Source organism: Lysinibacillus irui (genome assembly GCF_028877475.1).
Taxonomy (GTDB): domain Bacteria; phylum Bacillota; class Bacilli; order Bacillales_A; family Planococcaceae; genus Lysinibacillus; species Lysinibacillus irui.
In genome coordinates, this window is the sequence record NZ_CP113527.1 from 2841735 (window position 1) to 2864640 (window position 22906).

22 protein-coding genes and 2 pseudogenes are annotated in these 22906 nt (G+C 37.4%); all 24 read right to left on the reverse strand.

The genetic code is table 11. The features are described 5' to 3' along the window. Window positions 1-964: 964 nt before the first annotated feature. Window positions 965-1426, reverse strand: a complete 462-nt coding sequence (locus tag OU989_RS14345; protein WP_012295132.1) for an SUKH-3 domain-containing protein — start codon at window positions 1424-1426, stop codon at window positions 965-967. Window positions 1427-1436: 10 nt separating this feature from the next. Next, on the reverse strand, window positions 1437-2528 hold the full coding sequence (locus OU989_RS14350; protein ID WP_274793703.1) for a hypothetical protein: 1092 nt from the start codon (window positions 2526-2528) through the stop codon (window positions 1437-1439). Window positions 2529-2953: 425 nt separating this feature from the next. Further along, window positions 2954-3295, reverse strand: a pseudogene (locus tag OU989_RS14355) (SMI1/KNR4 family protein); the annotation flags it as partial. Window positions 3296-3509: 214 nt separating this feature from the next. After that, window positions 3510-3908 (reverse strand): hypothetical protein, encoded by a 399-nt coding sequence (locus OU989_RS14360; RefSeq protein ID WP_269898137.1) that lies wholly within the window; start codon window positions 3906-3908, stop codon window positions 3510-3512. Between the two features lie 17 nt (window positions 3909-3925). After that, on the reverse strand, window positions 3926-4867 hold the full coding sequence (locus OU989_RS14365; RefSeq protein WP_274793704.1) for a deaminase domain-containing protein: 942 nt from the start codon (window positions 4865-4867) through the stop codon (window positions 3926-3928). A gap of 148 nt (window positions 4868-5015) precedes the next feature. Next, the gene (locus tag OU989_RS14370; protein ID WP_274793705.1) at window positions 5016-5330 is read right to left on the reverse strand and encodes a hypothetical protein; all 315 of its coding nucleotides are present in this window, start codon (window positions 5328-5330) and stop codon (window positions 5016-5018) included. Beyond that, entirely contained in the window at window positions 5330-5527 is a 198-nt protein-coding gene (locus tag OU989_RS14375; protein ID WP_274793706.1) for a hypothetical protein, read from the reverse strand. The genes OU989_RS14370 and OU989_RS14375 overlap by 1 nt, the downstream gene beginning before the upstream one ends. Window positions 5528-6150: 623 nt before the next feature. Beyond that, window positions 6151-6705 (reverse strand): RNA 2'-phosphotransferase, encoded by a 555-nt coding sequence (locus OU989_RS14380; RefSeq protein ID WP_274793707.1) that lies wholly within the window; start codon window positions 6703-6705, stop codon window positions 6151-6153. After that, the gene (locus OU989_RS14385; protein ID WP_274793708.1) at window positions 6698-7057 is read right to left on the reverse strand and encodes a hypothetical protein; all 360 of its coding nucleotides are present in this window, start codon (window positions 7055-7057) and stop codon (window positions 6698-6700) included. Before OU989_RS14385 ends, OU989_RS14380 begins: the two co-directional genes overlap by 8 nt. A 17-nt stretch (window positions 7058-7074) precedes the next feature. Continuing rightward, the gene (locus OU989_RS14390; protein ID WP_274793709.1) at window positions 7075-8361 is read right to left on the reverse strand and encodes a hypothetical protein; all 1287 of its coding nucleotides are present in this window, start codon (window positions 8359-8361) and stop codon (window positions 7075-7077) included. Then, on the reverse strand, window positions 8361-8564 hold the full coding sequence (locus tag OU989_RS14395; protein WP_237898250.1) for a hypothetical protein: 204 nt from the start codon (window positions 8562-8564) through the stop codon (window positions 8361-8363). Before OU989_RS14395 ends, OU989_RS14390 begins: the two co-directional genes overlap by 1 nt. A 667-nt stretch (window positions 8565-9231) precedes the next feature. Further along, window positions 9232-9741, reverse strand: a complete 510-nt coding sequence (locus tag OU989_RS14400) for a hypothetical protein (protein ID WP_269898139.1) — start codon at window positions 9739-9741, stop codon at window positions 9232-9234. Window positions 9742-9745: 4 nt separating this feature from the next. Then, the gene (locus OU989_RS14405) at window positions 9746-11074 is read right to left on the reverse strand and encodes a nucleic acid/nucleotide deaminase domain-containing protein (RefSeq protein WP_274793710.1); all 1329 of its coding nucleotides are present in this window, start codon (window positions 11072-11074) and stop codon (window positions 9746-9748) included. Between the two features lie 35 nt (window positions 11075-11109). After that, entirely contained in the window at window positions 11110-12639 is a 1530-nt protein-coding gene (locus OU989_RS14410; protein ID WP_274793711.1) for a contractile injection system protein, VgrG/Pvc8 family, read from the reverse strand. A 33-nt stretch (window positions 12640-12672) separates the two neighbouring features. Then, window positions 12673-13080, reverse strand: coding sequence for a DUF4280 domain-containing protein (locus OU989_RS14415; RefSeq protein ID WP_259419288.1), 408 nt, complete (start codon window positions 13078-13080; stop codon window positions 12673-12675). 185 nt (window positions 13081-13265) lie between these two features. Next, window positions 13266-13823 (reverse strand): serine protease, encoded by a 558-nt coding sequence (locus OU989_RS14420; RefSeq protein ID WP_274793712.1) that lies wholly within the window; start codon window positions 13821-13823, stop codon window positions 13266-13268. A gap of 24 nt (window positions 13824-13847) precedes the next feature. Beyond that, window positions 13848-14978: a pentapeptide repeat-containing protein gene (locus OU989_RS14425; RefSeq protein ID WP_274793713.1), complete on the reverse strand. Its 1131-nt coding sequence runs from the start codon at window positions 14976-14978 to the stop codon at window positions 13848-13850. A 36-nt stretch (window positions 14979-15014) separates the two neighbouring features. Beyond that, window positions 15015-16439 (reverse strand): hypothetical protein, encoded by a 1425-nt coding sequence (locus tag OU989_RS14430; protein WP_274793714.1) that lies wholly within the window; start codon window positions 16437-16439, stop codon window positions 15015-15017. Beyond that, window positions 16436-17122 (reverse strand): hypothetical protein, encoded by a 687-nt coding sequence (locus OU989_RS14435; RefSeq protein ID WP_274793715.1) that lies wholly within the window; start codon window positions 17120-17122, stop codon window positions 16436-16438. Before OU989_RS14435 ends, OU989_RS14430 begins: the two co-directional genes overlap by 4 nt. A 325-nt stretch (window positions 17123-17447) precedes the next feature. Further along, window positions 17448-17873 (reverse strand): membrane-associated protease 1, encoded by a 426-nt coding sequence (locus OU989_RS14440; RefSeq protein ID WP_274793716.1) that lies wholly within the window; start codon window positions 17871-17873, stop codon window positions 17448-17450. A gap of 255 nt (window positions 17874-18128) precedes the next feature. Continuing rightward, window positions 18129-18322: pseudogene (locus tag OU989_RS14445) on the reverse strand (hypothetical protein); the annotation flags it as partial. Window positions 18323-18962: 640 nt separating this feature from the next. Further along, a complete protein-coding gene (gene gcvPB / locus OU989_RS14450; RefSeq protein ID WP_274793717.1) occupies window positions 18963-20426 on the reverse strand; it encodes an aminomethyl-transferring glycine dehydrogenase subunit GcvPB in 1464 nt (487 codons plus the stop codon). Continuing rightward, on the reverse strand, window positions 20419-21765 hold the full coding sequence (gene gcvPA, locus OU989_RS14455) for an aminomethyl-transferring glycine dehydrogenase subunit GcvPA (RefSeq protein WP_274793718.1): 1347 nt from the start codon (window positions 21763-21765) through the stop codon (window positions 20419-20421). Before gcvPA ends, gcvPB begins: the two co-directional genes overlap by 8 nt. A 25-nt stretch (window positions 21766-21790) precedes the next feature. Continuing rightward, the gene (gcvT, locus tag OU989_RS14460; protein ID WP_274793719.1) at window positions 21791-22894 is read right to left on the reverse strand and encodes a glycine cleavage system aminomethyltransferase GcvT; all 1104 of its coding nucleotides are present in this window, start codon (window positions 22892-22894) and stop codon (window positions 21791-21793) included. Window positions 22895-22906 lie beyond the last annotated feature (12 nt).

A 22906-nucleotide genomic window follows, 5' to 3' on the forward strand; every position in this document is an offset into this window, starting at 1 on the left:
ATTTTACTTTTGCTTAGTTTATTATAGAGCTTCCGTGCCTTGGTAAAGAATTTACCCCACTTCTTCTTTTTCTCTTGCGTTTTTTCTTTCCACTGTTTACATAATACTCCTTGATGGTCCAGCCTTCATGAGTTATTAATTCAAATTCAAGGATATCTTTAACTGTACACAATTAAAAAAACTATTTATATCCTTGTTTATCGCCAAGTGCTTTGTCATTCTCGTATGTAAATATGAATCGAGTTACTAATTATAGCAGTCTTCTATAGCTTTCATTGCAACCAATCTTGTGTGTATGCTTACCTTCATAGACTGTTGATTCAAATAATAAGCCTTTAAAAACTAAAAGTTTCAGTTAATTGAAGTTTAGTATATTAATACAGCCTAAGATAGATATCTAAGCCCTTTATGGTCTGTCTTTAACCGTCCCCTTAAATTATAAAACCAGACTGATCTAAAAAAATGGTGGCAGTTGTCTTTCCCAGCTACCACCATATTATCATTCATTCAATTTAACGTACTCTTATTGTGTAGTAACATATTTTTTATCAATTTCAGATGGTTCCTACTGTTCTTGATAAATTTACTTTTCATCTTTAACAATAACTTCATACATCTCTCCAACATTTGCATCCATTGGTACCCATGCATAATAATTTTGATTAATATAAATTGAACCAACTTTGTTTTTGCATCATTCCAGTAATTTTTCATGCTTGGATAGTATACATCCCTTTTCTTGAAAAATCTTCAAAAAAACGAAGATAACAAAAACAGGTCTATCATGGAGTTATCTAACCACAATCGACCTGCTTTTTGTAATGGAATACCGTTATTCAGGTGAAAAATTCACGCATTAATATGCGTACAAATGAAAAAATGAAAGGACGAAATCTTCATAAGTGTATTACATGAGTTATGTGTAATTAACGGTTTCATTCAGCGCTAGGTAATACTTATCACCTTAATTTTCTAAATGCTCTTCATGTATTACTTTTAACTCTCTCCCTTCACATAAATTGTTGAGAGCTTCATATATTCCGCAACCAATTTTCCAAATATAGTAATCATCTCGTACTGCGTAAACTTCCCCTGCTTTAGACATATACAATACTGCATTATCTCTAAAAGCAGTACCAATTACAACCAAATCCTCACCTATTATAACTTCATATCTTTTATAATGTCTTCTGTCTAAATCCCCCAGCCCTTCCTCCGGATCTATCACAAAATCATCCAATTTTCCATTATATTCGTAGATACACTTTAATTCACCAAATTGCTCTAGTGCCTCTTTTACACAATCGAAAACTATATATCCTTTATCTTCTAAATATTTTACTTGTGAACTAATATCTTTTTTTCGCTCTGGTGTCCACCCTGATTGTTTTAATATTTTTTTTGTTTTTATTGATAGTTTTTCCATTCTAAAAACCTCACTTTTTACCAAAAGGTATATCAACAATAAACTCCTCAAATGTCACTTTACAATTCCCACACATTTCCTTGTATTTACCATTTTTCGTAGAGATGGTGCTCAAGATAATATCTTCAAGCTTTGCTCCTTCCTTAAAAGCTTGATTTACTGCTTGAATTTCTGCACAGTTTTCTACTTCCCATCTCTCAAAACTATCTTTACCTTCTTTTTCCATCGCTCTCTGTTTAGTTTTTTCCACCAACTTTTTAGTATCATCGTGTAAATCCGATGCTGTCGGATTGAATCTAGGATTTCCCGTTCTTAAATCTGTACCAACACCATTATAACCAGTATAAGTTTTTCCAGTTTTCATATCAACAGCAGCAGTTATAACATGTGGAATATGGATATCATTTGTATTTGGATCTATATATTTACCATTAAGAAGTTCTGCTCGTTCTTGCGCAAGCTTCTTCCTTGCCACATCTATAGCTTCGTCTTGTTTTAATACCCTAGTTGTATTTTTATCCGTACCCTTATTCTCATTAGGCTTTTTATTCGAGCCATTTTGCGGTGGTTGGGAATTAGACGGCTTCGGACTCGAGGAGGACGTATTTTTTCCAACCGTTCCTGTATCAGAAATCCGTCCAACATTCACACCTGCCAACTCCATCTGCGGTGCTCCTAGTTGACGCAGCTGTTGTTTGACTTCGTCTACTTTTGCTTGGATCTGGGTTTTGGCGTTCGCTACTTGCTTGTTGACTTTTTCTTTTACATTGCCTAAAAGACCTTTATTCGCTTTTTGAGCATTTTCACTGATACCCTTCGCTGCCTTCGCACCTTTATTGACCCATTTACCAGCTGTTGCCGCATTGCCCACCACTGGAATCATAGCGCCAAAGGAGAGGGCCGCATTGACCTTGTCACCTCTTGCCGCATAAATAATACCATTCACGCCATCTGCTACTTCTCCTACAACCGGGACCATCCCTACTATATCTAAGCCCGTTTGGAGCGTATTTAACAGATTTTTTGGTTGTACAGCCTTTTTCACGGCTTTGGTCGTAGCTTTCGCAGCTTTTTTCATCGCTGGTAGTACTTGTTTCTTCACTACCTGCTTCGTCTGTTTGACAGCGGTCTTTACCTGTTACTTTGCCTTCGACACGCTGCCTTTGTTTTTTCACAACCTTTTTTGTGGTACCTTTCGGCATACTCCAGTAAGTCTTTTCGGGTTGGACTAGTCGCCCTTTTTTCGTGCACTATGATGTGCAACCGCTGTGTGGGCTTTAAACTGCTTCATATTCTTTGTTAACTCTACTGTGCGCTTTAAATTATGGCTTAAGCCCAGAAATATTTACATCAATATTGCAACGTTACTATAATTCTTTTAAGGGTAATTTATCGCGAATGTGAAAACACGAAAAGCACTTGTTGAGTGTTATACATCAAGTGCTTTAAGTAATTTTCCTAACAATATTTTTAGGTTCTAAAAAATCTTGCTTTTATTTTTTAAAAAATAAAAATACCTTTACAAAGTTAATTTTCAAATCCAATTACAATCCATTCATCTACATAACTCCAAAAATTGATATTATATTTTGGCTTTAATTTCGCAGACCAAAAGGTTGCATTATTATCAACACAATTTGTATAATCTATGGCTATATAGCTTCCCATACCGTTAGTGAAAAAGCCAAAAGATGAATCTAGGTTAATTTTTATCGGTTCTTCTAAATCATCAATAATACTCCATTCAATATCTTCATCACCAAGATATGTTACTGATTCTAGTGGAACTAAGCCCATCGACTCACTCGCATAATAATAAAAACCATCGTGAACATTTTCATAAAATTTTTGAATCGAAGAAGGTATTTTATGAATCAAATATCAGATTATTTTTTAACCACAAACTTCTTTGAGTTAAGAAAAAACCTTGAAGGCATATAACCAGTCAAGGTTTAACAACTCAATAACTATCTTCAAAAAGACAATTAAATATTATAACTTCTTCCTCTTTTAACTCTTACAAGCAAATTAAATTAATAAAAGAATTTAATAGTAAATATCAGGAACAACCGCTTATAAAATATTAATCAATTTTTAAACTTAAGATATATTCTACCCTTGCTTTGGTAGAATCGCTAGTTTCTCTAATATCATAATTATTTTTGTTGATTAATTCTTTACAAATACGAATGTCTTGCAGCAATTGTTCCACATCATTCTCATCTACAGTCTCTTCAAATTTAGTATTCACTAGGTAACTATCTAATTTAGAATATACAAAATCAGCAATTTCTTTGTATTTTAAACTCTCTATTGCAATAGAAACAAAATATAAAGTTTTAGTAAATAAACTTATATTCACAATTCTCCAATCTTCTTCCAAAGTTTTTGCTGCCACCTGTGCTACATTTAACCCCTCTTCTTTAATATATTCCTCAAAATCTAATACTATAGAATTTTTTATTGATTCATAACTTGTCATATTCATCTCATCAATCCTTATCTCATATTTTTAGAATAAACATTTAATTCGATATTTGGATACTTTCTCCTGAATTCCATAATTAAATTTGTACAACTTTGACATGCATCTAAATCTGTAAACAAATCTATTCGACCTTTCGTATTAGGATCTTTTATTTGAGAAGCAATATCCTCAAGAATCTTAGCCTCTGTGTCATTGAATCGCGGAAACCCATCATCAACATACGTTTCCAATAATCTGTCTGTTTTGGAATAACTGAAATCTCCAACATTACTACCTAGACTATCAGAAGAATGAATCTGACTGTGTGCTTGGAATTCTTTTTTTATACCTAAAATACTCACATCTGCTACTGCAACATTCGCAGTACTCATTTTTTTCACTTTTCTATCTAATTTATTCTTTTGTGTATTTGATAGATTTTTATATTCATCAGAATTTATTATTTTTTCAATTTCCCTATTAATATCACTTCTAATATTTTGAGTTTTCTCATAATACCTATCAATATCTCTATTTGATACCCTATCTTTAATCGTACCCTTACTACTCAAATTATTAGTAAACTTACCACTTGTTACTCCAGTCGAAGTCTTCCCTACTTTTGTTAGTGTGCCAACACCCTTTGTACCAACAACTGCTGTAGCTGTATTTATGGTTGCTTTTGTTCCCCAGTATGCTCGTGAGTAGTCATTACCATGAATAACATCTTTTTCAAAAGAGTCTTTTACTGAACCCGCCATAGTTTTTACGGTTGCCAGTGGATGGGAAGCAAAATTTTTCAAATTGTCTTTCGTTTCTTTTAGTACGCCTATCGGATCAGTTACTAATTTTTTCACATCATTGTAGGTGTTTTTAGCTACATCTACAGTTGCATCGAACTTGCCTTTAGATTTTTGTGCTTGTTGGAGGCTCATGTTAAACCCTGTCCGTAAGATTTTTTCTTTGGTAGACATGTCCTTGTTTATTTTGAGTGGCTCCATTTTATCTAACGACTTATAGACTTTAACAGCTTCTTTTGCGGCTACTTTTACTTCCTTTACTGCTTGCTTTGTCTGGTTATAAACGGCTTTCGTTTTGTTTACTGCTTGTTTATAGGTTTTCTTACCCGCTAGGACAGCTCATTTTACTACTTTCTTTCTTAAATTGCTTCGCTATTTTACTTTTGCTTAGTTTATTATAGAGCTTCCGTGCCTTGGTAAAGAATTTACCCCACTTCTTCTTTTTCTTCTTGCGTTTTTTCTTTTTCTTCTTTTTATTGGACTTCCGTTGTTTTTTCTTCGTGGAGCTCTTCTTTTTGGAGGATTTCTTAGCGCTTTTTCCTTTCGACCCGCCGCTCTTTCCTTTTTTCTTTCCACTTGGGGAGCCTACTTTCGGGATCATCCCTAGTAAACTTCCTGCTAATCCTAATAGACCCATTAGGCATCACCCCCACCAACAGGGATCATCCCCATGACGTCTAGGGCCAGCTCTGCTTCCTCTTCTTGCGGAGCGACGGAAACAGGGGCTTTAATGGAGCCATCCATCGTCACTACTTGTCCCTGAATATCGGTATTGCCATCAAACACTAGACTGCTTGAGCCGCATGTGAAACGCATGGACTCCGCTGCACTCATGGACACACGTTTTCCGGCAAAGGTGATCGTGTCGTTGGCTTGACCAGCAAGGGTGGTTTACTATGCACAGTGATGCCGCTATCCTGATGGAGCTGCAGAAAGACGGCACCCTCCTTGGCGGTAAATGTGACGGACTGTGGGTCTAGCTTCATTTCCTTCCCTTTCGGTGTACCCCAGTAAGACGTTTTGGGATCAGCTGTTTTCGGGTTGGACTCGCCACCCTTTCGTACACTATGACGAACAACCGCTGCTTCCTCACGATGTGTCGGGAAGGTTAGGTGGACGCTATCTCCTTCCTCTGGCGGGCTGTAAAAGCAGCTATGTCTTTCTGCGGTATAAGGGAACCAGGTATCTTCTTAAATGAGTGTACAAGGCACTTATTTCTTATAATGGATAAATAAAAAAAACCCCCCGATAGAAAATTTATCTATCAAGGCATATTTTTACGCATTAAGAAACTGTGGCAAATTTTTATCTGGTCTTCAAAATTAGAATACTACTCTTCACAACCTCAAAACGAAGCTGTTTACAGTGTCACCAAGTGAAGAATTTTTTAGAAAAATATAAAAATGTCAATAGCCACTTTAATTATGTTAGCTATTGACTCCTTTTAAATTTCTAGTTTATTTTTTAACAGAAATAAATTCAATAGGTATATAATCAGAAAGCCATACTTTTTCATTCCCTAAATAAAACTTAATTCCCTTTTTTCTAGATTCCTCAGTATTGACGATTAATATAATCGGTTCAAAAGCCTTGCGTTTGCCAACCATGTGAGCAGTTTCAATATCTTCCGATAAATGGACATATTGCCTAGACATGGGTAATAAACCTTTTTCGTTAATGAAACTCATAAATTCTGGGGAAGTTCCATGGAATAATCGTTTAGGTGGTACAACTTCCTTTTTAATAATTTTGTTATGAGTAGAGTGTCCATATAGAGCTCTAATTTTATTTCCTAATAATTCATGGCGCTTTTTCTTAGATAACAAAATCATTTGTTGCACATCTTCTAATGTTGTATTAACCCATTTTTTTGATTGATTAAGAACTGACAATAGTTGATCAACCGGTACCCAACCTTCTTCATCTAATTCTAATTCATATTTCCAAGGTACATGACGTAAAGCATAAGAAATTTCTTTGCTTAATTCAATATAATATTCTTGTTCATTCAACCTCTTCACTCCTGTTATAAAAAACCATTTCTTTTATAGCAAACTCCAACCATGCCCAAAAATCTTCAAATTCATGTTTTTGTTCAAACCCCTCAGTAGTAAAATCATGTATTAATTGAACTCTACTTCCCTTTCCTATTTCAAAACACGCAATATCATCATTATAATCCTGTCTAGCGAAAGGCACTAATTTCCTATTAGGATATCTCTCTTTTAAATCAAAATATCTTCTGGTCGCTTGTCCAGATTCCATTAAATACCACAAATCGAAATCAACTAAATTTAATTCTACAATTTTATTATAAGAATTTGGATATTCAAAAATATCTGAAGTTATATGGTATGTTGTCAATTTATATTCACTTCTTCCTATTTCATTTTCTCTAATTGATATGATCCCATTGGATTATCATTTCTAAAACTCGCCTTTTGTTTTTGAACACGTAACTCTAAGGCTTCACCCCAAGTTTCAGGCACACCTTTTTTGGTTGTGAACCTATCGATCATGTTAGAAGGTAAAGGTTCATTACAATCTCTTATGATAGCTTCAACATTAATACCGACTTCTCGAGCTGCTGCCACTCTAGTATTATCAATAGTAGTATAATTCCCGTCTGGCATTTTTACAACATCAATAGGATCACCTTTCCATCCATTGGCTTTCATGCTATTTATTATTGCCTCTGATCCATTTACTGAAGTTTGACTAAATCTAATTTGTGAAGGATCCATACTTTTTACCTTGAAAGAAACATCTTTACTAGGAATCTTATTTTGTTGTGGTCCTGTTTCTTCTACATGATCAATCTTACTAGTAACCTTACTACTCGAACTACTAGTAGACTTACCACTTGATACTCCAGTTGTTTTTGTACTTGACGCTCCTTTAACCCCTAACACTGACGTGGCTACGCCAAAACTATCTAACCAATGTTCTTTCGATAATGGGTCTTTTGGATTCACCGCACCTTGGACCATCCCCGTAAAACCAAATGTTGCATAATTGAAAAAATCAGAAGGTGAATCGAGCATCTTATCTGCTCTACCTTTGGCTCCAGACCAAATACCATCTACTGCACCTAGAGTTAGATAATTTGCAAAATCATATGGAGAATCGAGTGCTTTATCTGCTCTTTTGTCCAGACCACTTTTGAAATCTTTGCCGATTTCTTTGAAGCTATTAAGTGACTTGTCAACTGGTTTTTTGATGTCCTTTATCACCGCTTTTGCAGCTGAATTCGTTTTGATGGCTAGTTCCTTCGTTGTTTGTTTTACTTCCTTTACCGCTTGCTTTGTCTGGTTATAAACAGCTTTCGTTTTGTTTACTGCTTGTTTATAGGTTTTCTTACCCGCTAGGACAGCTCTTTTTACTACTTTCTTAAATTGTTTCGCTATTTTACTTTTGCTTAGTTTATTATAGAGCTTCCGTGCCTTGGTAAAGAATTTACCCCACTTCTTCTTTTTCTTCTTGCGTTTTTTCTTTTTCTTCTTTTTATTGGACTTCCGTTGTTTTTTCTTCGTGGAGCTCTTCTTTTTGGAGGATTTCTTAGCGCTCTTTCCTTTCGACCCGCCGCTCTTTCCTTTTTTCTTTCCACTTGGGGAGCCTACTTTCGGAATCATCCCTAGTAAACTTCCTGCTAATCCTAATAGACCCATTAGGCATCACCCCCACCAACAGGGATCATCCCCATGACGTCTAGGGCTGCCTCCAGGTCTGCTTCCTCTTCTTGCGCAGCGACGGAAACAGGGGCTTTAATGGAGCCATCCATCGTCACTACTTGTCCCTGAATATCGGTATTGCCATCAAACACTAGACTGCTTGAGCCGCATGTAAAACGCATCGACTCCGCTGCACTCATGGACACACGTTTTCCGGCAAAGGTGATCGTGTCGTTGGCTTTGACCAGCAAGGATGGCCTATGCACAGTGATGCCGCTGTCCTGATGGAGCTGTAGAAAGACGGCACCCTCCTTGGCGGTAAATGTCACGGAATGTGGGTCTAGCTTCATTTCCTTCCCTTTCGGCGTACCCCAGTAAGACGTTTTGGAGTCAGATGTTTTCGGGTTGGACTCGCCACTCTTTCGTACACTATGACAAAAACCGCTGTAGCGTTGTTTGTTTAACTTCTTATATAGTTTCTTTTTTGAATGTATCCCTTTTTTATTCACGTATTATATGAAATTAAAAAGGTAGAAAAGCTGTTAGAACAACGTTTCTACCTTTAACTATTTATTTCGACAAAGTATCCTATTAGGACATAGAAGTAAGACAAATTCATAGCTAGTCATACAACTGTATATGCCTTTCATTTAAAGGGTATATTGACATTCTCAAGTAATTCAATTTTTAGTAGCTCTATTTTATTTGATAGAATCTTTAGAGGTTTTAATCTATCCTCAACACTTTAAATGGTTTCATTATCTTCATATTCTTTAGTAATAAAACGTAAAAGCCATCTTATTCCTCCTTCGATGGATGACCCTGGACTCCCAGACTCTACTACTCTATTAAGTAATTCATAGGGTTTCATAATCCAGTTTCATAGTCTTCTATCATATGTGACCAATACCCTTCTACTTCCTTCATTGCTATGGGGTCAATTTGCTCATACACCTTCCTCAACTCAATTGCATAGTTATATGAAGTATATACACCTTCTTTTTTCATTTCCGTTGATATTTCTTGTCTAATCAAATGAAACAAGAAGAACGTTCTTAAATTCTGATTAAGCGTATAAATTAGAGGATGAAGTAAGGAAGAACTAGTAAAAAGCTCATCGCTCCCTTCTTTTAAGTAAAGTCCATATTCATAAGACGTGCAATGACCCACTTTGATAAATTGCACTTTTTCAATCACTACTTTTTGGAAGTTGCTGAATTCATAGAACTCAAAATCACCAAATTCTTTTGGTACTCCAATATCTATCATAAATTCAGCATTTTCAACACTTACCCCAAAATTAACTAATTCATTAAAATCATAGTCTCTTGTTTCTGAGTCATAATATTCTCGTATCTCTCGGATATCAAAATCCATACTTTCACTCCTTTAACTTTTCAAGCTCTTTAGCTAATTCAGCATTTCCACGATCTCTTGAAGCTTTGTCCCCATACTCAACACTATAGCTTACTTCAGCTTCAGGAAGTTCTTTTTTTAGCAGTGCCTTACAATCATGACCACCAAGAATGCAAGGTTCTCTTTCAGTGTACACTCGGTGAACTTTATAAGTCTGTCCATTTAGTTCAGCAGCTTTTTTTTCCTCTACCAAAACTTTTTCGGAATGCACTTTTTTCACTTCAACTTTTCCACTTGGTTTTACTCTGGTTTTTTCTGTACTTTCAAAAACCTTCGAAAAACGAGCACCATCTATCTCAATGTCTGCCACTACAATATTTCTTAAATCGTATATTTGATTATCAATTCGATAATTTTTCGCCATTGAACTTAAATCAGATTCTCCATACTTAACTTGTAATGGTAATTTTGGATTATCTATATTCTTAGTATTACCCGTGCCCTTATTACTATTACTATTACTATTACTATTACTATTACTATTACTATTACTATTATTACTCGAACTGCTAGTAGACTTACCACTTGATACTCCAGTTGTTTTTGTACTTGACGCTCCTTTAACCCCTAATACTGACGTGGCTACGCCAAAACTATCTAACCAATGTTCTTTCGATAACGGGTCTTTCGGATTCACCGCACCTTGGACCATCCCCGTGAAACCAAATGTTGCATAATTGAAAAAATCAGAAGGTGAATCGAGCATCTTATCTGCTCTACCTTTGGCTCCAGACCAAATACCATCTACTGCACCTAGAGTTAGATAATTTGCAAAATCATATGGAGAATCGAGTGCTTTATCTGCTCTTTTGTCCAGACCACTTTTGAAATCTTTGCCGATTTCTTTGAAGCTATTAAGTGACTTGACAACTGGTTTTTTGATGTCCTTTATCACCGCTTTTGCAGCTGAATTCGTTTTGATGGCTAGTTCCTTCGTTGTTTGTTTTACTTCCTTTACCGCTTGCTTTGTCTGGTTATAAACGGCTTTCGTTTTGTTTACTGCTTGTTTATAGGTTTTCTTACCCGCTAGGACAGCTCTTTTTACTACTTTCTTAAATTGCTTCGCTATTTTACTTTTGCTTAGTTTATTATAGAGCTTCCGTGCCTTGGTAAAGAATTTACCCCACTTCTTCTTTTTCTTCTTGCGTTTTTTCTTTTTCTTCTTTTTATTGGACTTCCGTTGTTTTTTCTTCGTAGAGCTCTTCTTTTTGGAGGATTTCTTAGCGCTCTTTCCTTTCGATCCTCCGCTCTTTCCTTTTTTCTTTCCACCTGGGGAGCCTACTTTCGGAATCATCCCTAGTAAGCTTCCTGCTAATCCTAATAGACCCATTAGGCATCACCCCCACCAACAGGGATCATCCCCATGACGTCTAGGGCTGCCTCCAGGTCTGTTTCCTCTTCTTGCGCAGCGACAGATACAGGGGCTTTAATGGAGCCATCCATCGTCACTATCTGTCCCTGAATATCGGTATTGCCATCAAACACTAGACTGCTTGAGCCGCATGTGAAACGCATCGACTCCGCTGCACTCATGGACACACGTTTTCCGGCAAAGGTGATCGTGTCGTTGGCTTTGACCAGCAAGGATGGCTTACTATGCACAGTGATGCCGCTGTCCTGATGAAGCTGTAGAAAGACAGCACCCTCCTTGGCGGTAAATGTCACGGACTGTGGGTCTAGCTTCATTTCCTTCCCTTTCGGCGTACCCCAGTAAGACGTTTTGGGATCAGCTGTTTTCGGGTTGGACTCGCCACCCTTTCGTACACTATGACGAACAACCGCAGCTTCCTCTCGATGTGTCGGGAAGGTTAGGTGGACGCTATCTCCTTCCTCTGGCGGGCTGTAAAAGCCACTATGTCCCTCTGCCGTATAAGGCGTAGCCAGTGGGAACCACGTAGCTTCCTCCTTTTTTTGTGTCTCATCCATACTAAGATGGACTCGAACCTGATCCTTTTTGACCTCTAATACCTTTCCTTCAATTGCGGTGCCTGGTAGGAACGGAATACTGCGCCTATCTTGGCGTATGCCTTTTTCGAACAGCAGATGATACTCATAGGTAAGGATGCCTTGCTTCATGCGGGCGATAGACTTGGCTACTACAAGCTCCTTGCCCAGGAGTAAAACGCGATCACCCAGTTTCAATGTTTTTCTAGATTCTATCACATAGGCAACTGTATCCCGCTCTTCAATTGGCTGCTCGATGTCATTGTACTTACTATGTAAAAACTTAGAGCGATCCTTTAAGATCGTATAATTTGCCACGGAAAGCTTTTCCATTCGCCCTTCAGGTAGGCCAAACCAAAACTTCGGCTTATCAGCATCCACTGCAGCGACTAATACGGCACGAAAATGGGAAGCCATTCGTTGTAAAAATTGCCAATCCGTCTCCTTATATTGTAATATAAATTGCTTAAGAGGAGTAGCTTTCGATACAGTATCAATAACATCTGCACCTGAATAATCTTCTAGCACCTTTTTTATCATCGCCTGATAAGTCATTTTATGATGCTGAAAGGAGCGGTATTTTTTTTTACAATCCAAGGTGAATGTAGATGAAACAGCCTCTAATTCAATTTGATATACTCCCCTTGTCATTCGTATAGCAATTTCTGTTACCTGTCCTTTAAAAAGCGCATGCAGCCGTTGTCCGTTATGTTTTTGATAGACCTCTATTCGATCTGTCGTACTGGCAAGCTGCATACAACTATCTTTCTTTTCCGCAGGGATAAATCCGGTTATTGCTAATCTTGCATGGTCATTCACTGTTTGTGTCAACGTGAGATTATGCAATGTCTGGATTTCATAGGGGGATACGAGTTCAAGCTCACCGTATCCGATTACTTCCTCGTATGTGTTCACATGAATTCCCTTCTTTCCTCAGGGGACAATCGCTCATTCTTGCCCATCATCTTCTACTTTTATCGTTCCACAATACATACACATATTAATCGATTGACTAACTAACGCTGGATGATTTTCAATTAATTGATCATCCTTCCCATTAATCCAGGGCATTGTAATCACAGGAGTACAGGGCATGGGCTTTAAGACACCATTATTGGCAGCTGTAGCTGCCGCAACAGTAGGATTCGCTAATGTCTGGCATAACCCAAATGGTTGAATATTGACATAAGGCTTATAATCCATCGTATTCATCTGCGCCTTATTTTTCGTATAAACACCGTGACTAACTGGCATTTTTAAAATACTCGTTTGATCTCCTTGCGAACAGGATAATTTGGCACCAGCTACGACATAACTCCGTTGGTCGCCACCCTTTGTCTGCATTTCTTCTGACATAGAAAAACAATCCTTTCAATACGTAAGGTGTTACCACTTTTGCTAAACATAAGACTTAACTGCAAAACGTATGCATGACGACTCTTTCTTTAAATTGCTCTAATTTTAATCTCACTATTTTCTCACTAACATTACCTAAAAGGACCTTGCCATCATGTGCTTTAATCCTTTTTCAAGCTCCTCATCTATTTTCCTACAGAAAGAATGTCGTTCCATCTTCCTTCAGTTTGTATTTTTTGTAATCGTATTCCCCGAAAATCTCTGCGTAGAATACTCTCTGCTAATTCAATATTCACCACTATAAACTGTTCTTTAATGCCCTCGATTTGAAAGAATGGATAAGGAGCAGCCAACTGCTCATCTAAGACTAACTTCTTCAACGTACCATCAAGATGAAATTCCGTTTGAGCGGAAAGACAACGCACTTTTGGTGGGATCACCAGCCAATATAAGGTTTGCATTAATTTAGGCATATCCGTGAGAACAACTGCTTTAAATGGCATATTTGGGACATACTTTTCCACTAATTGTTTAACAGCATCAGAAATAAGCATGATTGGCTTTTCTATGAGATCGGTATACACCATCTCGCCTTTTTCTAATACAGGAAATTGCCGTTCAAGTTCCTCTAATTCTTCCATTCTTTCAATTGTTAATAGCTCTTTTTTAATCACTTGGGCGATACCAACAGGTTTCACAGCATTTGTGATACGTTCATCTTGAGATAGAATAAAATAGTTCATCTTTCGTCTCCTTTTTCACACTGTCTACTTCCAAATGACACTAGCTGCCTGGAATGGATCTAGCTTTACATATTCCTGTGCTTCCTTAGAGAAAATAGCCATTTCTAAATTGGCTCCCGCAAAATTAGTATTTCTAACATTTGCCCCCATAAAGCTGGCCCCTCGTAAATTCGCTAGCTCAAAATTGGCGCCTTCTAAATTCGCACCAGTAAAACGAACCGGTAAATAGCCAGGTATTTCCCATTTCTGACGATCTAGCAGACCACTCGCTCCTTGTACCTGTTGAAAATTCGCTCCCTGTAACTGACTATTACTAAAATCCGTCTCATAAATTGTGCTAAAGCTCAAATCCGTGTCCATTAGCTGACTCTCCCGAAAGCTAGTACCAATCAACAGACATTCACGCATATGACAATTGGTTAAATTGGCTTTGTGGAAAAAGGCATAGCGAATATCCAAGCCTTCATATCGCCCACCTGCTAAATTTAAATGGCTAAATACCTCGTATGGATATTCCTCCTCTAGTTGTTCATCTAGCCAAGCCTTTATTTCTTCACTATCCTTCGCTGAAAAATCCTCGCTATAGACAACCTCATTCATATCCATAAACTCGCCTACACGTATCTCGACAGCCACATCTCGATCTAGCGCCAAATACTCTGGACATCGAATAATGTCAGGTAGCGCATATCTAGCGAGACTTATTACATATTGGTGAAAATGTTTGGCGTCCTGAAGTCTAATGCGATCAATATCTGCCTGGGTAATTGCCCCCATAAAAGTTTTGCTATACAAACTTAATTCTTCAATGTATTGCTCTAAAAAATGATGCGCCCAGCCTGCATCATAAGTAGTTAAAAGCGGATGAATATCAAAAAACCATTCTTCATCCGTAGCTTCTACTAAATAGTGAGGGTTGCTCTCTAGTAGCTCTGTACGCAGCATTGAAAACGTAATATGTGCAATCGGTCCTTTCTGTTGAAGCGTTTGCTGTTGTTTTAGTTGCTGACATATTTTTTGAAAAGACATTCTAAAATCATCGGCGAGCTTATCCTTGGAGGCTTGAAAAAAATCCTCGAGCAATAAGAGATATTTCAACCTTCTTTTCTCTACTTCGTTATCATAAAAATGCTGTAAAACTCCCTGTGTCTGCATATAAGTCTCCTTCCTTCTCATTCACACGCAACCATTTTAATTTGCCTTTACTTCCTTCCCAAAAATTTGCACACTGCCATTCATCATTATTTTACTTTCTTTGCATTGTAAAGAAATTTCTTCCTCTGCAGACAAAAGAATATTCTTACTCGCCTTCACTGAAATATCTGCCTCTGAGATAAGTTTAATTTCTTTTTTACTAAATATTTCAATACCATTTGCTTCATTTAGCCGAATAAAAATATCGCCATCCTGTGCGGTAATAACCACTTCAGTTGGACTCATTTTAATTTCTTTACCAAAGGCTGTACGATAATATTTGGTTGAAGGATCATCTAGTTTGTTCGTTGCTGAAGTATCTAAATTTTTTCGTATGGAGCTGCTAGAAATTCCTTCCTCCTCACGATGTGAAGGAAAATAGACATGAACAAAGTCATTGATTTCAGGCATACAATACCAACCACTATGTCCCTCAGCTGTATAGCCCGTAGAATAAAGAAACCAATGTGCTTTTCCTTTATCCTGCTTCTCATCAATCGCTAAATGCACCTTAATATGATCCTTTGCGACTTCTAATACTTTTCCTTCCAGTGATAAACCTGAGATCGCATCGTTAAATAGTTCACTTTTATTCATGCCATTTTTCGTTGACAGCGTATAATAATGTTTCAGCAAGCCATCCTTCATGGTTGTGTATGCTTCACATATATAAAGCGTTTGTTGATGAAAAGTGACATGATCTCCTATTTCCATTACCTTATCTGTTTCCACCTCATAGTATAGAAAGTCATGCTCTCCCATACCTCCATTACCATTCTCTGTATATAGAAGGTAATCTGCTAGTTTTTTTCGGGTAGTATAATGGTAATCTTCTAGCTTGCCTTTAGCTCTACCAGCAGGCACACCAAAATGGAACTTTGGCTTATCAAAGGTAGCAGCAGGCACTAGTCCAGTGTTAAAACGTGAGGCTAGTCTTTTTAAAAATTGCCAATCGGTCTCTCGATATTGCAGGGTAAACTTGTCTAATTTAGCACCCTTTGTTGCTTGATCAATAATGTCAAGACCAGGATAAAAAGGATGTAATAGTTTAAATAAAGACGAATAGGTCATTTCCTTATCCTGATAGGAGCGATTTTTCTTTTTAATGTCTAGCTGATAGGTGCTTGAAGCCGCTTCTACTTCAATATAATAAATGCCACGAACTGAACGAACCTTCACATCTAAAATTACACCTTTAAATAATGGTGAAGGGACACCAAGATGATTAAGCTGATTTACTTCAATTGCCGATCTTGCCTCCGTCATTTCTACATAAGTGTCTCTCGCTACTTCAGGCACAATACCAGTAAAACGTAACATAGCATGTTCATTCATTTTTTTTACGATAGTAAGCTCTTGAATACTAATAAGCTCGAAAGGTAGAATTTGAATATTATGATAAGCTGTCACTACACTACTCATCGTATTCCCCCTCCGTTCCTACTATTTGAAGCAAATCGCAAGGATTCCATCATAGCTCTCGCAATCGGACGCCAAGTTTCAAGGTCCTCCTCCATACAATTGAAGGTTCCAATAAGCGCTACCCCTTCGATAGAGGCAAAGAACATTAAATTAAAAATATCGCCATCAATAGCCGGTGTTATAATCTCTAAAAAGCCGACTGTCTTCTCGTCAATCTTCAGGACATCCGTATCAAGCCAATCAGCTGAAGGTTGAGCTTGTTCAAGGATATCAATCATATTTTCTTGAAAAGCAGCAACTCCCTCTTCCTTTAATCGATGTGGAGTCAGGTTGAAGGCAAGATTAATCGATGAGGATTCATCTGTATAAATAAGATTTGGTCGACGGTCCGATGGGTACTTTAAGGCTGCTAATTCAGTAGACATCTTAGAAAATAGTTTTGGCATACGGATCGTCATTTTGCCATCCAATAACGACTGCTCCAACACCCCTACCTTCTCATCATCAATTATGATGTAGCTTTGATAGATATTTACTTTTTCTAAGTCTTGTTCCTCCTGCTCAGATACTGGCTCAGGCTCCTGTTCCTTTTGTAAGGCTACTTGTCGCTGGGCTAGCTCATGTTGCTCCTGCTCTCTCATTTCATTTCTTAATGCAATAATTTTTTCATCTATAAATTTCATCCCAATCACCTTCCGTTTTTTAACCGTTTTTCACCAACTATATTTCAACCTATCAACTATTATTTGCTTAGTCCCTACACATCCTTCATGACACAGAATTTGAAATCTGATCCTTCCATTGCCTCAACCATCTCATCAAAGGCATACCCGTTGGCAATGCTTCTCTCTACTTCTTCCTCACAAAAATATGAGTTTGAGTGCTATCTTTTCTATGTATAGGATCTTTTATTTCCGCCTTTAAAGTAATTTTAGGGAGATTAAAAATAATCTAAGGAACTATAAAAGTTCCTTAGATAATTAGTAAGTGTTTTATCCTGCTGCAATCTTAGACAGCGTAGCCACCCTCGATTTTTGCCAAATCTGTTTTGTCTTTCTTTTGCTTAATAAATAAGAAGAACTCACCGATACCTTCTGTGTCACCATATCTTTCTGTATAATCCACCACAAAAGCATTTGGGAAATGAATTTTTCTTACTACTTGATCAGCTGCAACAACCTCTAAAGTCACTTTACGGTAACAGTCAGCCTTCTCAGCAGGTACTAATGACCATAAACCCAATTTCATCGTATCATCAGAATTATCACCATCCGTAGCCGTTAAAATTTTACCTTTAACTTTTAAAGTGGCTCCAACATCTGTAGAGCGAGCGTTAGAATCATTCGGTGTATCTGTCTCATATTCGACAGTCATGATGCTTTCTAAGCCTAATTCAATTGCTTCTGAACCTTCTACTTTTAATACAAAACCCATTTTCGTACCTCCTAAAATTTGTTGAATCATGACGTCTAACATTCTAAGGAAATCATATTAGCTACAGCTATCTTTTTCACGATGTCTTACCCGTATCGTGAAATAGCTAATTTTCCAATATTAGCAATTAGTCGCTCGATTCATATTTATGTTAAAAGATTTATACATGATAAACCTTAAACATACGACTGAAAAATTGAATAACTGTATGTTTAAACTTGTTAGGCTTTAACAGCACTTGTCCCTTTTGTAATCATTACCTTTATCATTCAGCCATTTACTTTTTTGACTGCTTGGATTATTGCTAAAGAAACGAACGATATTTTCATGCTTAAAGTCACCTGATTGGAAGCGTAAAATTCTTTCATATACGTACTCACCTGTGTTTTGTAAATAGAATCGAATCCATCCTCTTCCATCGCTAGACTTCTAGCTTTATAAATATAAACAATATATAAACATTTAAGAAAAAAATTTACAATGAAATCAATATGAGGCTAAACTATGTACTAGAAACTCTAATTTCTATTTTTATGCATTTTTTATACGAAAATCACTAATGATAGTATGTATCACAAAAGTAACTATACAACACCAAAAATTAATGTCAATATTTTCTATAGAAGATATTGTCATTAAAAACAATTTAAATTATGTTTAGTAAAAATGTTACATAGTAATAATTATGATATTTTTTCAGTGAATAATGGAATTATCCTATTTTTTTACAAAAAAACAACTAATGGTTCAATTGCTCTTAGGCCCAAAGCTGTTTTTTAAAATAATCTTCTATATAGGAAAAATGAATAAAAAGTATTAAAAATGTAGTTATATTAGTCTTTTAGAATGAATCTACATAAGATAGTTCTTTAAGCATTTGTACTTCTTCTTCATTTACAACTTCACCCTTTTATCCTTTGTAAAGTTGCATCTAAACAAAATAATCGAATACCTTGCTCTCCTTTTATTAGTTTCTGCGCAAAAGTCGTAAAGTAGTAATCAATCACTTTTTTCTTCGGCTTTATATCTCGTCATCCTCCCTAAAAGGTGCAAAAAAACCGCTCACATGAACGTGAACGGTTTTGTAGACTATGCCTTTTGATAACGAAGCACTGGTGTACGAGCAGCGCGTGTTTCGTCTAAACGAGATACGACTGTTGTATGTGGTGCTTCTTGTACAATCGATGGATTTTCTTCTGCTTCTTTCGCAATTTGAATCATTACATCACAGAATGCATCTAACGTTTCTTTAGATTCTGTTTCAGTTGGCTCAATCATTAACGCCTCTTCCACATTTAATGGGAAGTATGTTGTTGGTGGATGGTAGCCAAAGTCTAACAGACGTTTTGCGATATCTAATGTACGAACGCCTTGTTTCTTTTGACGGCGACCAGATAACACAAATTCATGTTTACAGTGACGGTTATATGGAAGATCATAGAATGGCTCTAAACGACGCATCATGTAGTTGGCGTTTAGGACTGCATATTCTGTAACAGCTTTTAAGCCATCTGGACCCATTGTACGAATGTACGTATAAGCACGAACGTTGATACCAAAGTTACCATAGTAAGGTTTTACGCGTCCGATTGATTGTGGACGATCGTAGTCGAAGTGATATGTGCCTTCTTCAGTTCTAACTAATACTGGTTTTGGTAGGAATGGAATTAAGTCTGCTTTTACGCCTACTGGGCCGGAACCCGGACCACCGCCACCGTGTGGACCTGTAAATGTTTTGTGCAGATTTAAATGTACGCAGTCAAAGCCCATGTCGCCAGGACGTGCTTTACTCATTACGGCATTTAAGTTCGCACCATCATAGTACACTTTACCGCCTACAGAGTGAATTAGCTCTGCCATTTCAATAATGTTTTCTTCAAATAAACCAAGTGTATTCGGGTTTGTTAGCATTAAAGCAGCTGTATCAGAACCTACTACTTTACGAAGATCTTCAATATCTACTAGACCATTCTCATCCGATTTAACAGTAATTGTTTCAAAACCTGCTACTGTTGCCGATGCTGGGTTAGTACCATGTGCTGAGTCAGGAACAATGACTTTATTACGGTGTCCCTCACCATTTGCTTCATGGAATGCACGAATCATCATTAATGCTGTCCATTCACCGTGAGCACCTGCTGCTGGTTGTAATGTCACTTCATCCATTCCTGTAATTTCTACTAAAGAAGTTTGTAAATCATAGAGAAGCTCCATTGCACCTTGTGCTGTTGATTCATCCTGTAATGGGTGAACATTGGCAAAGCCTGAAAGACGTGCAACTGTTTCGTTAATTTTCGGATTGTATTTCATCGTACAAGAGCCAAGCGGATAGAAGCCAGAGTCTACTCCGTGGTTTCTCCGAGAAAGTGCCGTGTAATGACGCATAATATCAAGCTCAGACACTTCAGGTAATTCTGCCGCTTCAGCACGAACTAAGTTTGCAGGTAATAAATCTGCTAGGTCTACTTCTGGTACATCAAGTGCCTCTAAGCTATAGCCAACACGACCTTCTTTTGAAATTTCAAAAATGAGTGATTGATTTTCGTTATGCATTAAGAGCCCCCATTTCTGCAACTAGTGCATCAATTTCTTCTTTTGTGCGTAATTCAGTAACTGCTATTAGCACATGATTTTTAAGAGAGTCATAATTTTGACCTAATGGATATCCACCGATAATCCCTTTTGCAATTAAGCCTTTATTGATTTCCTTCACACATTTATTCGTTTTCACAACGATTTCGTTGAAGTGGGCACCTTGGAATGCTACTGTAAAGCCTGCTGCTTCAAAGGCATTTTTCGCATAACGTGTTTTCGCAATATTTTGTGTTGCCATTTCACGAATGCCTTGTTTACCTAGAGCTGTCATGGCTACAGAAGCTGCAAGTGCAAGAAGAGCTTGGTTCGAACAAATATTAGATGTCGCTTTATCACGACGGATATGCTGTTCACGTGCTTGTAATGTTAATACATAACCACGACGACCTTCACCATCTACTGTTTCACCAACAAGACGGCCTGGAACCTTACGCATTAATTTTGTTGTTACGGCAAAGAAACCACAGTGTGGTCCACCGAATGCTTCAGAAATACCGAAAACTTGCGCATCCCCTACACAAATATCCGCACCTAGTTTACCAGGAGGTGTTAAAATGCCTAATGCCAGTGGATTAGAAGATACCACAAACAAGCTTTTTGCTTCATGAGCAATATCCCCGATGACTTGAATATCTTCTACTTGACCAAAGAAGTTTGGATATTGAGCAATAACAGCTGCTGTGTTGTCATCAATCATCTCTTTTAATGCATCCACATCTGTCACGCCATCTTTTTGTGGAATTGTCACGATTTCGATCGATTGACCATAGGCATATGTAGCCACAACATCACGATATTCTGGGTGCACTGTTTCAGACACTAAAATTTTCTTACGACGTGTATGACCAGCTGCCAGCATACCTGCCTCTGCTAATGCTGTACCACCGTCATACATTGAAGAGTTAGCGAGATCCATACCTGTTAGCTCAGCAATCATTGTTTGGAATTCAAAGATTGCTTGTAGCTCACCTTGTGAAATCTCCGGTTGATATGGCGTATAAGCTGTATAGAACTCTGAACGAGAAATAACATGATCCACGATGACTGGTTTATAGTGGTTGTAAACGCCTGCACCTAAAAATGATACATTAGCATTTGTGTCCTTATTTTTTGCGGCAAGTGCCGTTAATTCTTTTAATAAAGCAGACTCTGATTTTGCTTCCTTAATGTCATAAAGGCCTTTAAAACGTACTTTCTCTGGAATATCCTCGAATAATTCATCTACTGAGGATACACCGATTACGTCTAACATTTCTTTTTGATCTTGCTCCGTCATTGGTAAATAACGATGTTTCATAAATGTAGGTCCCTCTTTTCAACTATTATTTTGAACGCTTGTAAAACGGTGTTTCTACTGTGATTACCTTTAAGTGCTTACCACGAATTTCGATTTCTAGCTCAGTTCCGATTGTTGCGAATTGACTGTCAATTAACGCGTGACCAACATTACGTTTAGATGAAGGAAGCTGTGTGCCCGTTGTTACTTCACCAATTTCCTTACCATCCTTCAACACTTTGTAACCATGGCGTGGAATTCCTTTATCGATCATTTCAATTCCTACCAGTTTACGAGGAAGACCATTTTCCTTTTGTGCTACTAATGCTTCGTGACCGATAAAGTCTTCTTTATTTAATTTCACAGCAAAGCCAATACCTGCCTCAAGTGGAGAAATTGTTGCTGATAGCTCTTGACCATATAGTGGGAGCCCCGCTTCAAAACGAAGTGTATCACGACAACCAAGACCTGCAGGGACAACGCCTTTATCCTGACCTGCCTCTAAAATTTTTCCCCATAGTGCTTTAATATCTTCTGGAGCACCATATAATTCAAAGCCATCTTCACCTGTGTAGCCACTACGAGAAACTAATACTTTATGGCCTGCCACTTCAACATCCTCTTGGAAGCGGAAAAATTTAATGGCACTCACATCAGTTGAAGTTAAAGATTGCAGCACTTCTTCTGCTAACGGACCTTGAAGTGCAATTTGTGCATAGGCATCTGATTGGTTATCAATCGTCACATCATATTGATGTTGATTTTCCATCATCCAATCATAGTCCTTTTCGATATTTGCTGCATTAACACATAATAAATAGTGATTGTCCGCTAATTTATAGGTTAATAAATCATCAACAACGCCACCATTTTCATAGCACATAGCTGTGTATTGTGCTTGGCCCGCCACTATTTTTGACACATCATTTGACAAAAGATTTTGTAAAAATTCTAATGCATCTGGACCAGTGACTAAAATTTCACCCATATGTGATACATCAAATAACCCTGCACGATGACGCACTGCATCATGTTCTTCCTTAATAGAAGAGAATTGAACAGGCAATTCCCATCCACCGAAGTCAACCGTTTTCGCACCGTACTTCGCATATTCTTCAAATAGAGGTGTACGTTTTAATTCGTTCGCCATTCTTTTTTGCCC

Excerpts from the sequence above, each read along its gene's own strand:
- OU989_RS14345 (WP_012295132.1), bottom strand. The coding sequence starts at position 1,426 with ATGGAAAAACTATCAATAAAAACAAAAAAAATATTAAAACAATCAGGG.
- gcvPB (WP_274793717.1), bottom strand. The coding sequence starts at position 20,426 with ATGCATAACGAAAATCAATCACTCATTTTTGAAATTTCAAAAGAAGGT.
- OU989_RS14370 (WP_274793705.1), bottom strand. The coding sequence starts at position 5,330 with ATGGGTCTATTAGGATTAGCAGGAAGTTTACTAGGGATGATCCCGAAA.
- OU989_RS14420 (WP_274793712.1), bottom strand. The coding sequence starts at position 13,823 with ATGAACTATTTTATTCTATCTCAAGATGAACGTATCACAAATGCTGTG.
- gcvT (WP_274793719.1), bottom strand. The coding sequence starts at position 22,894 with ATGGCGAACGAATTAAAACGTACACCTCTATTTGAAGAATATGCGAAG.
- OU989_RS14375 (WP_274793706.1), bottom strand. The coding sequence starts at position 5,527 with ATGAGTGCAGCGGAGTCCATGCGTTTCACATGCGGCTCAAGCAGTCTA.
- OU989_RS14365 (WP_274793704.1), bottom strand. The coding sequence starts at position 4,867 with ATGTCTACCAAAGAAAAAATCTTACGGACAGGGTTTAACATGAGCCTC.
- OU989_RS14425 (WP_274793713.1), bottom strand. The coding sequence starts at position 14,978 with ATGCAGACACAGGGAGTTTTACAGCATTTTTATGATAACGAAGTAGAG.
- OU989_RS14400 (WP_269898139.1), bottom strand. The coding sequence starts at position 9,741 with ATGGATTTTGATATCCGAGAGATACGAGAATATTATGACTCAGAAACA.
- OU989_RS14430 (WP_274793714.1), bottom strand. The coding sequence starts at position 16,439 with ATGAGTAGTGTAGTGACAGCTTATCATAATATTCAAATTCTACCTTTC.
- gcvPA (WP_274793718.1), bottom strand. The coding sequence starts at position 21,765 with ATGAAACATCGTTATTTACCAATGACGGAGCAAGATCAAAAAGAAATG.
- OU989_RS14435 (WP_274793715.1), bottom strand. The coding sequence starts at position 17,122 with ATGAAATTTATAGATGAAAAAATTATTGCATTAAGAAATGAAATGAGA.
- OU989_RS14390 (WP_274793709.1), bottom strand. The coding sequence starts at position 8,361 with ATGGGTCTATTAGGATTAGCAGGAAGTTTACTAGGGATGATTCCGAAA.
- OU989_RS14395 (WP_237898250.1), bottom strand. The coding sequence starts at position 8,564 with ATGAGTGCAGCGGAGTCGATGCGTTTTACATGCGGCTCAAGCAGTCTA.
- OU989_RS14360 (WP_269898137.1), bottom strand. The coding sequence starts at position 3,908 with ATGACAAGTTATGAATCAATAAAAAATTCTATAGTATTAGATTTTGAG.
- OU989_RS14440 (WP_274793716.1), bottom strand. The coding sequence starts at position 17,873 with ATGGGTTTTGTATTAAAAGTAGAAGGTTCAGAAGCAATTGAATTAGGC.
- OU989_RS14415 (WP_259419288.1), bottom strand. The coding sequence starts at position 13,080 with ATGTCAGAAGAAATGCAGACAAAGGGTGGCGACCAACGGAGTTATGTC.
- OU989_RS14405 (WP_274793710.1), bottom strand. The coding sequence starts at position 11,074 with ATGATTCCGAAAGTAGGCTCCCCAGGTGGAAAGAAAAAAGGAAAGAGC.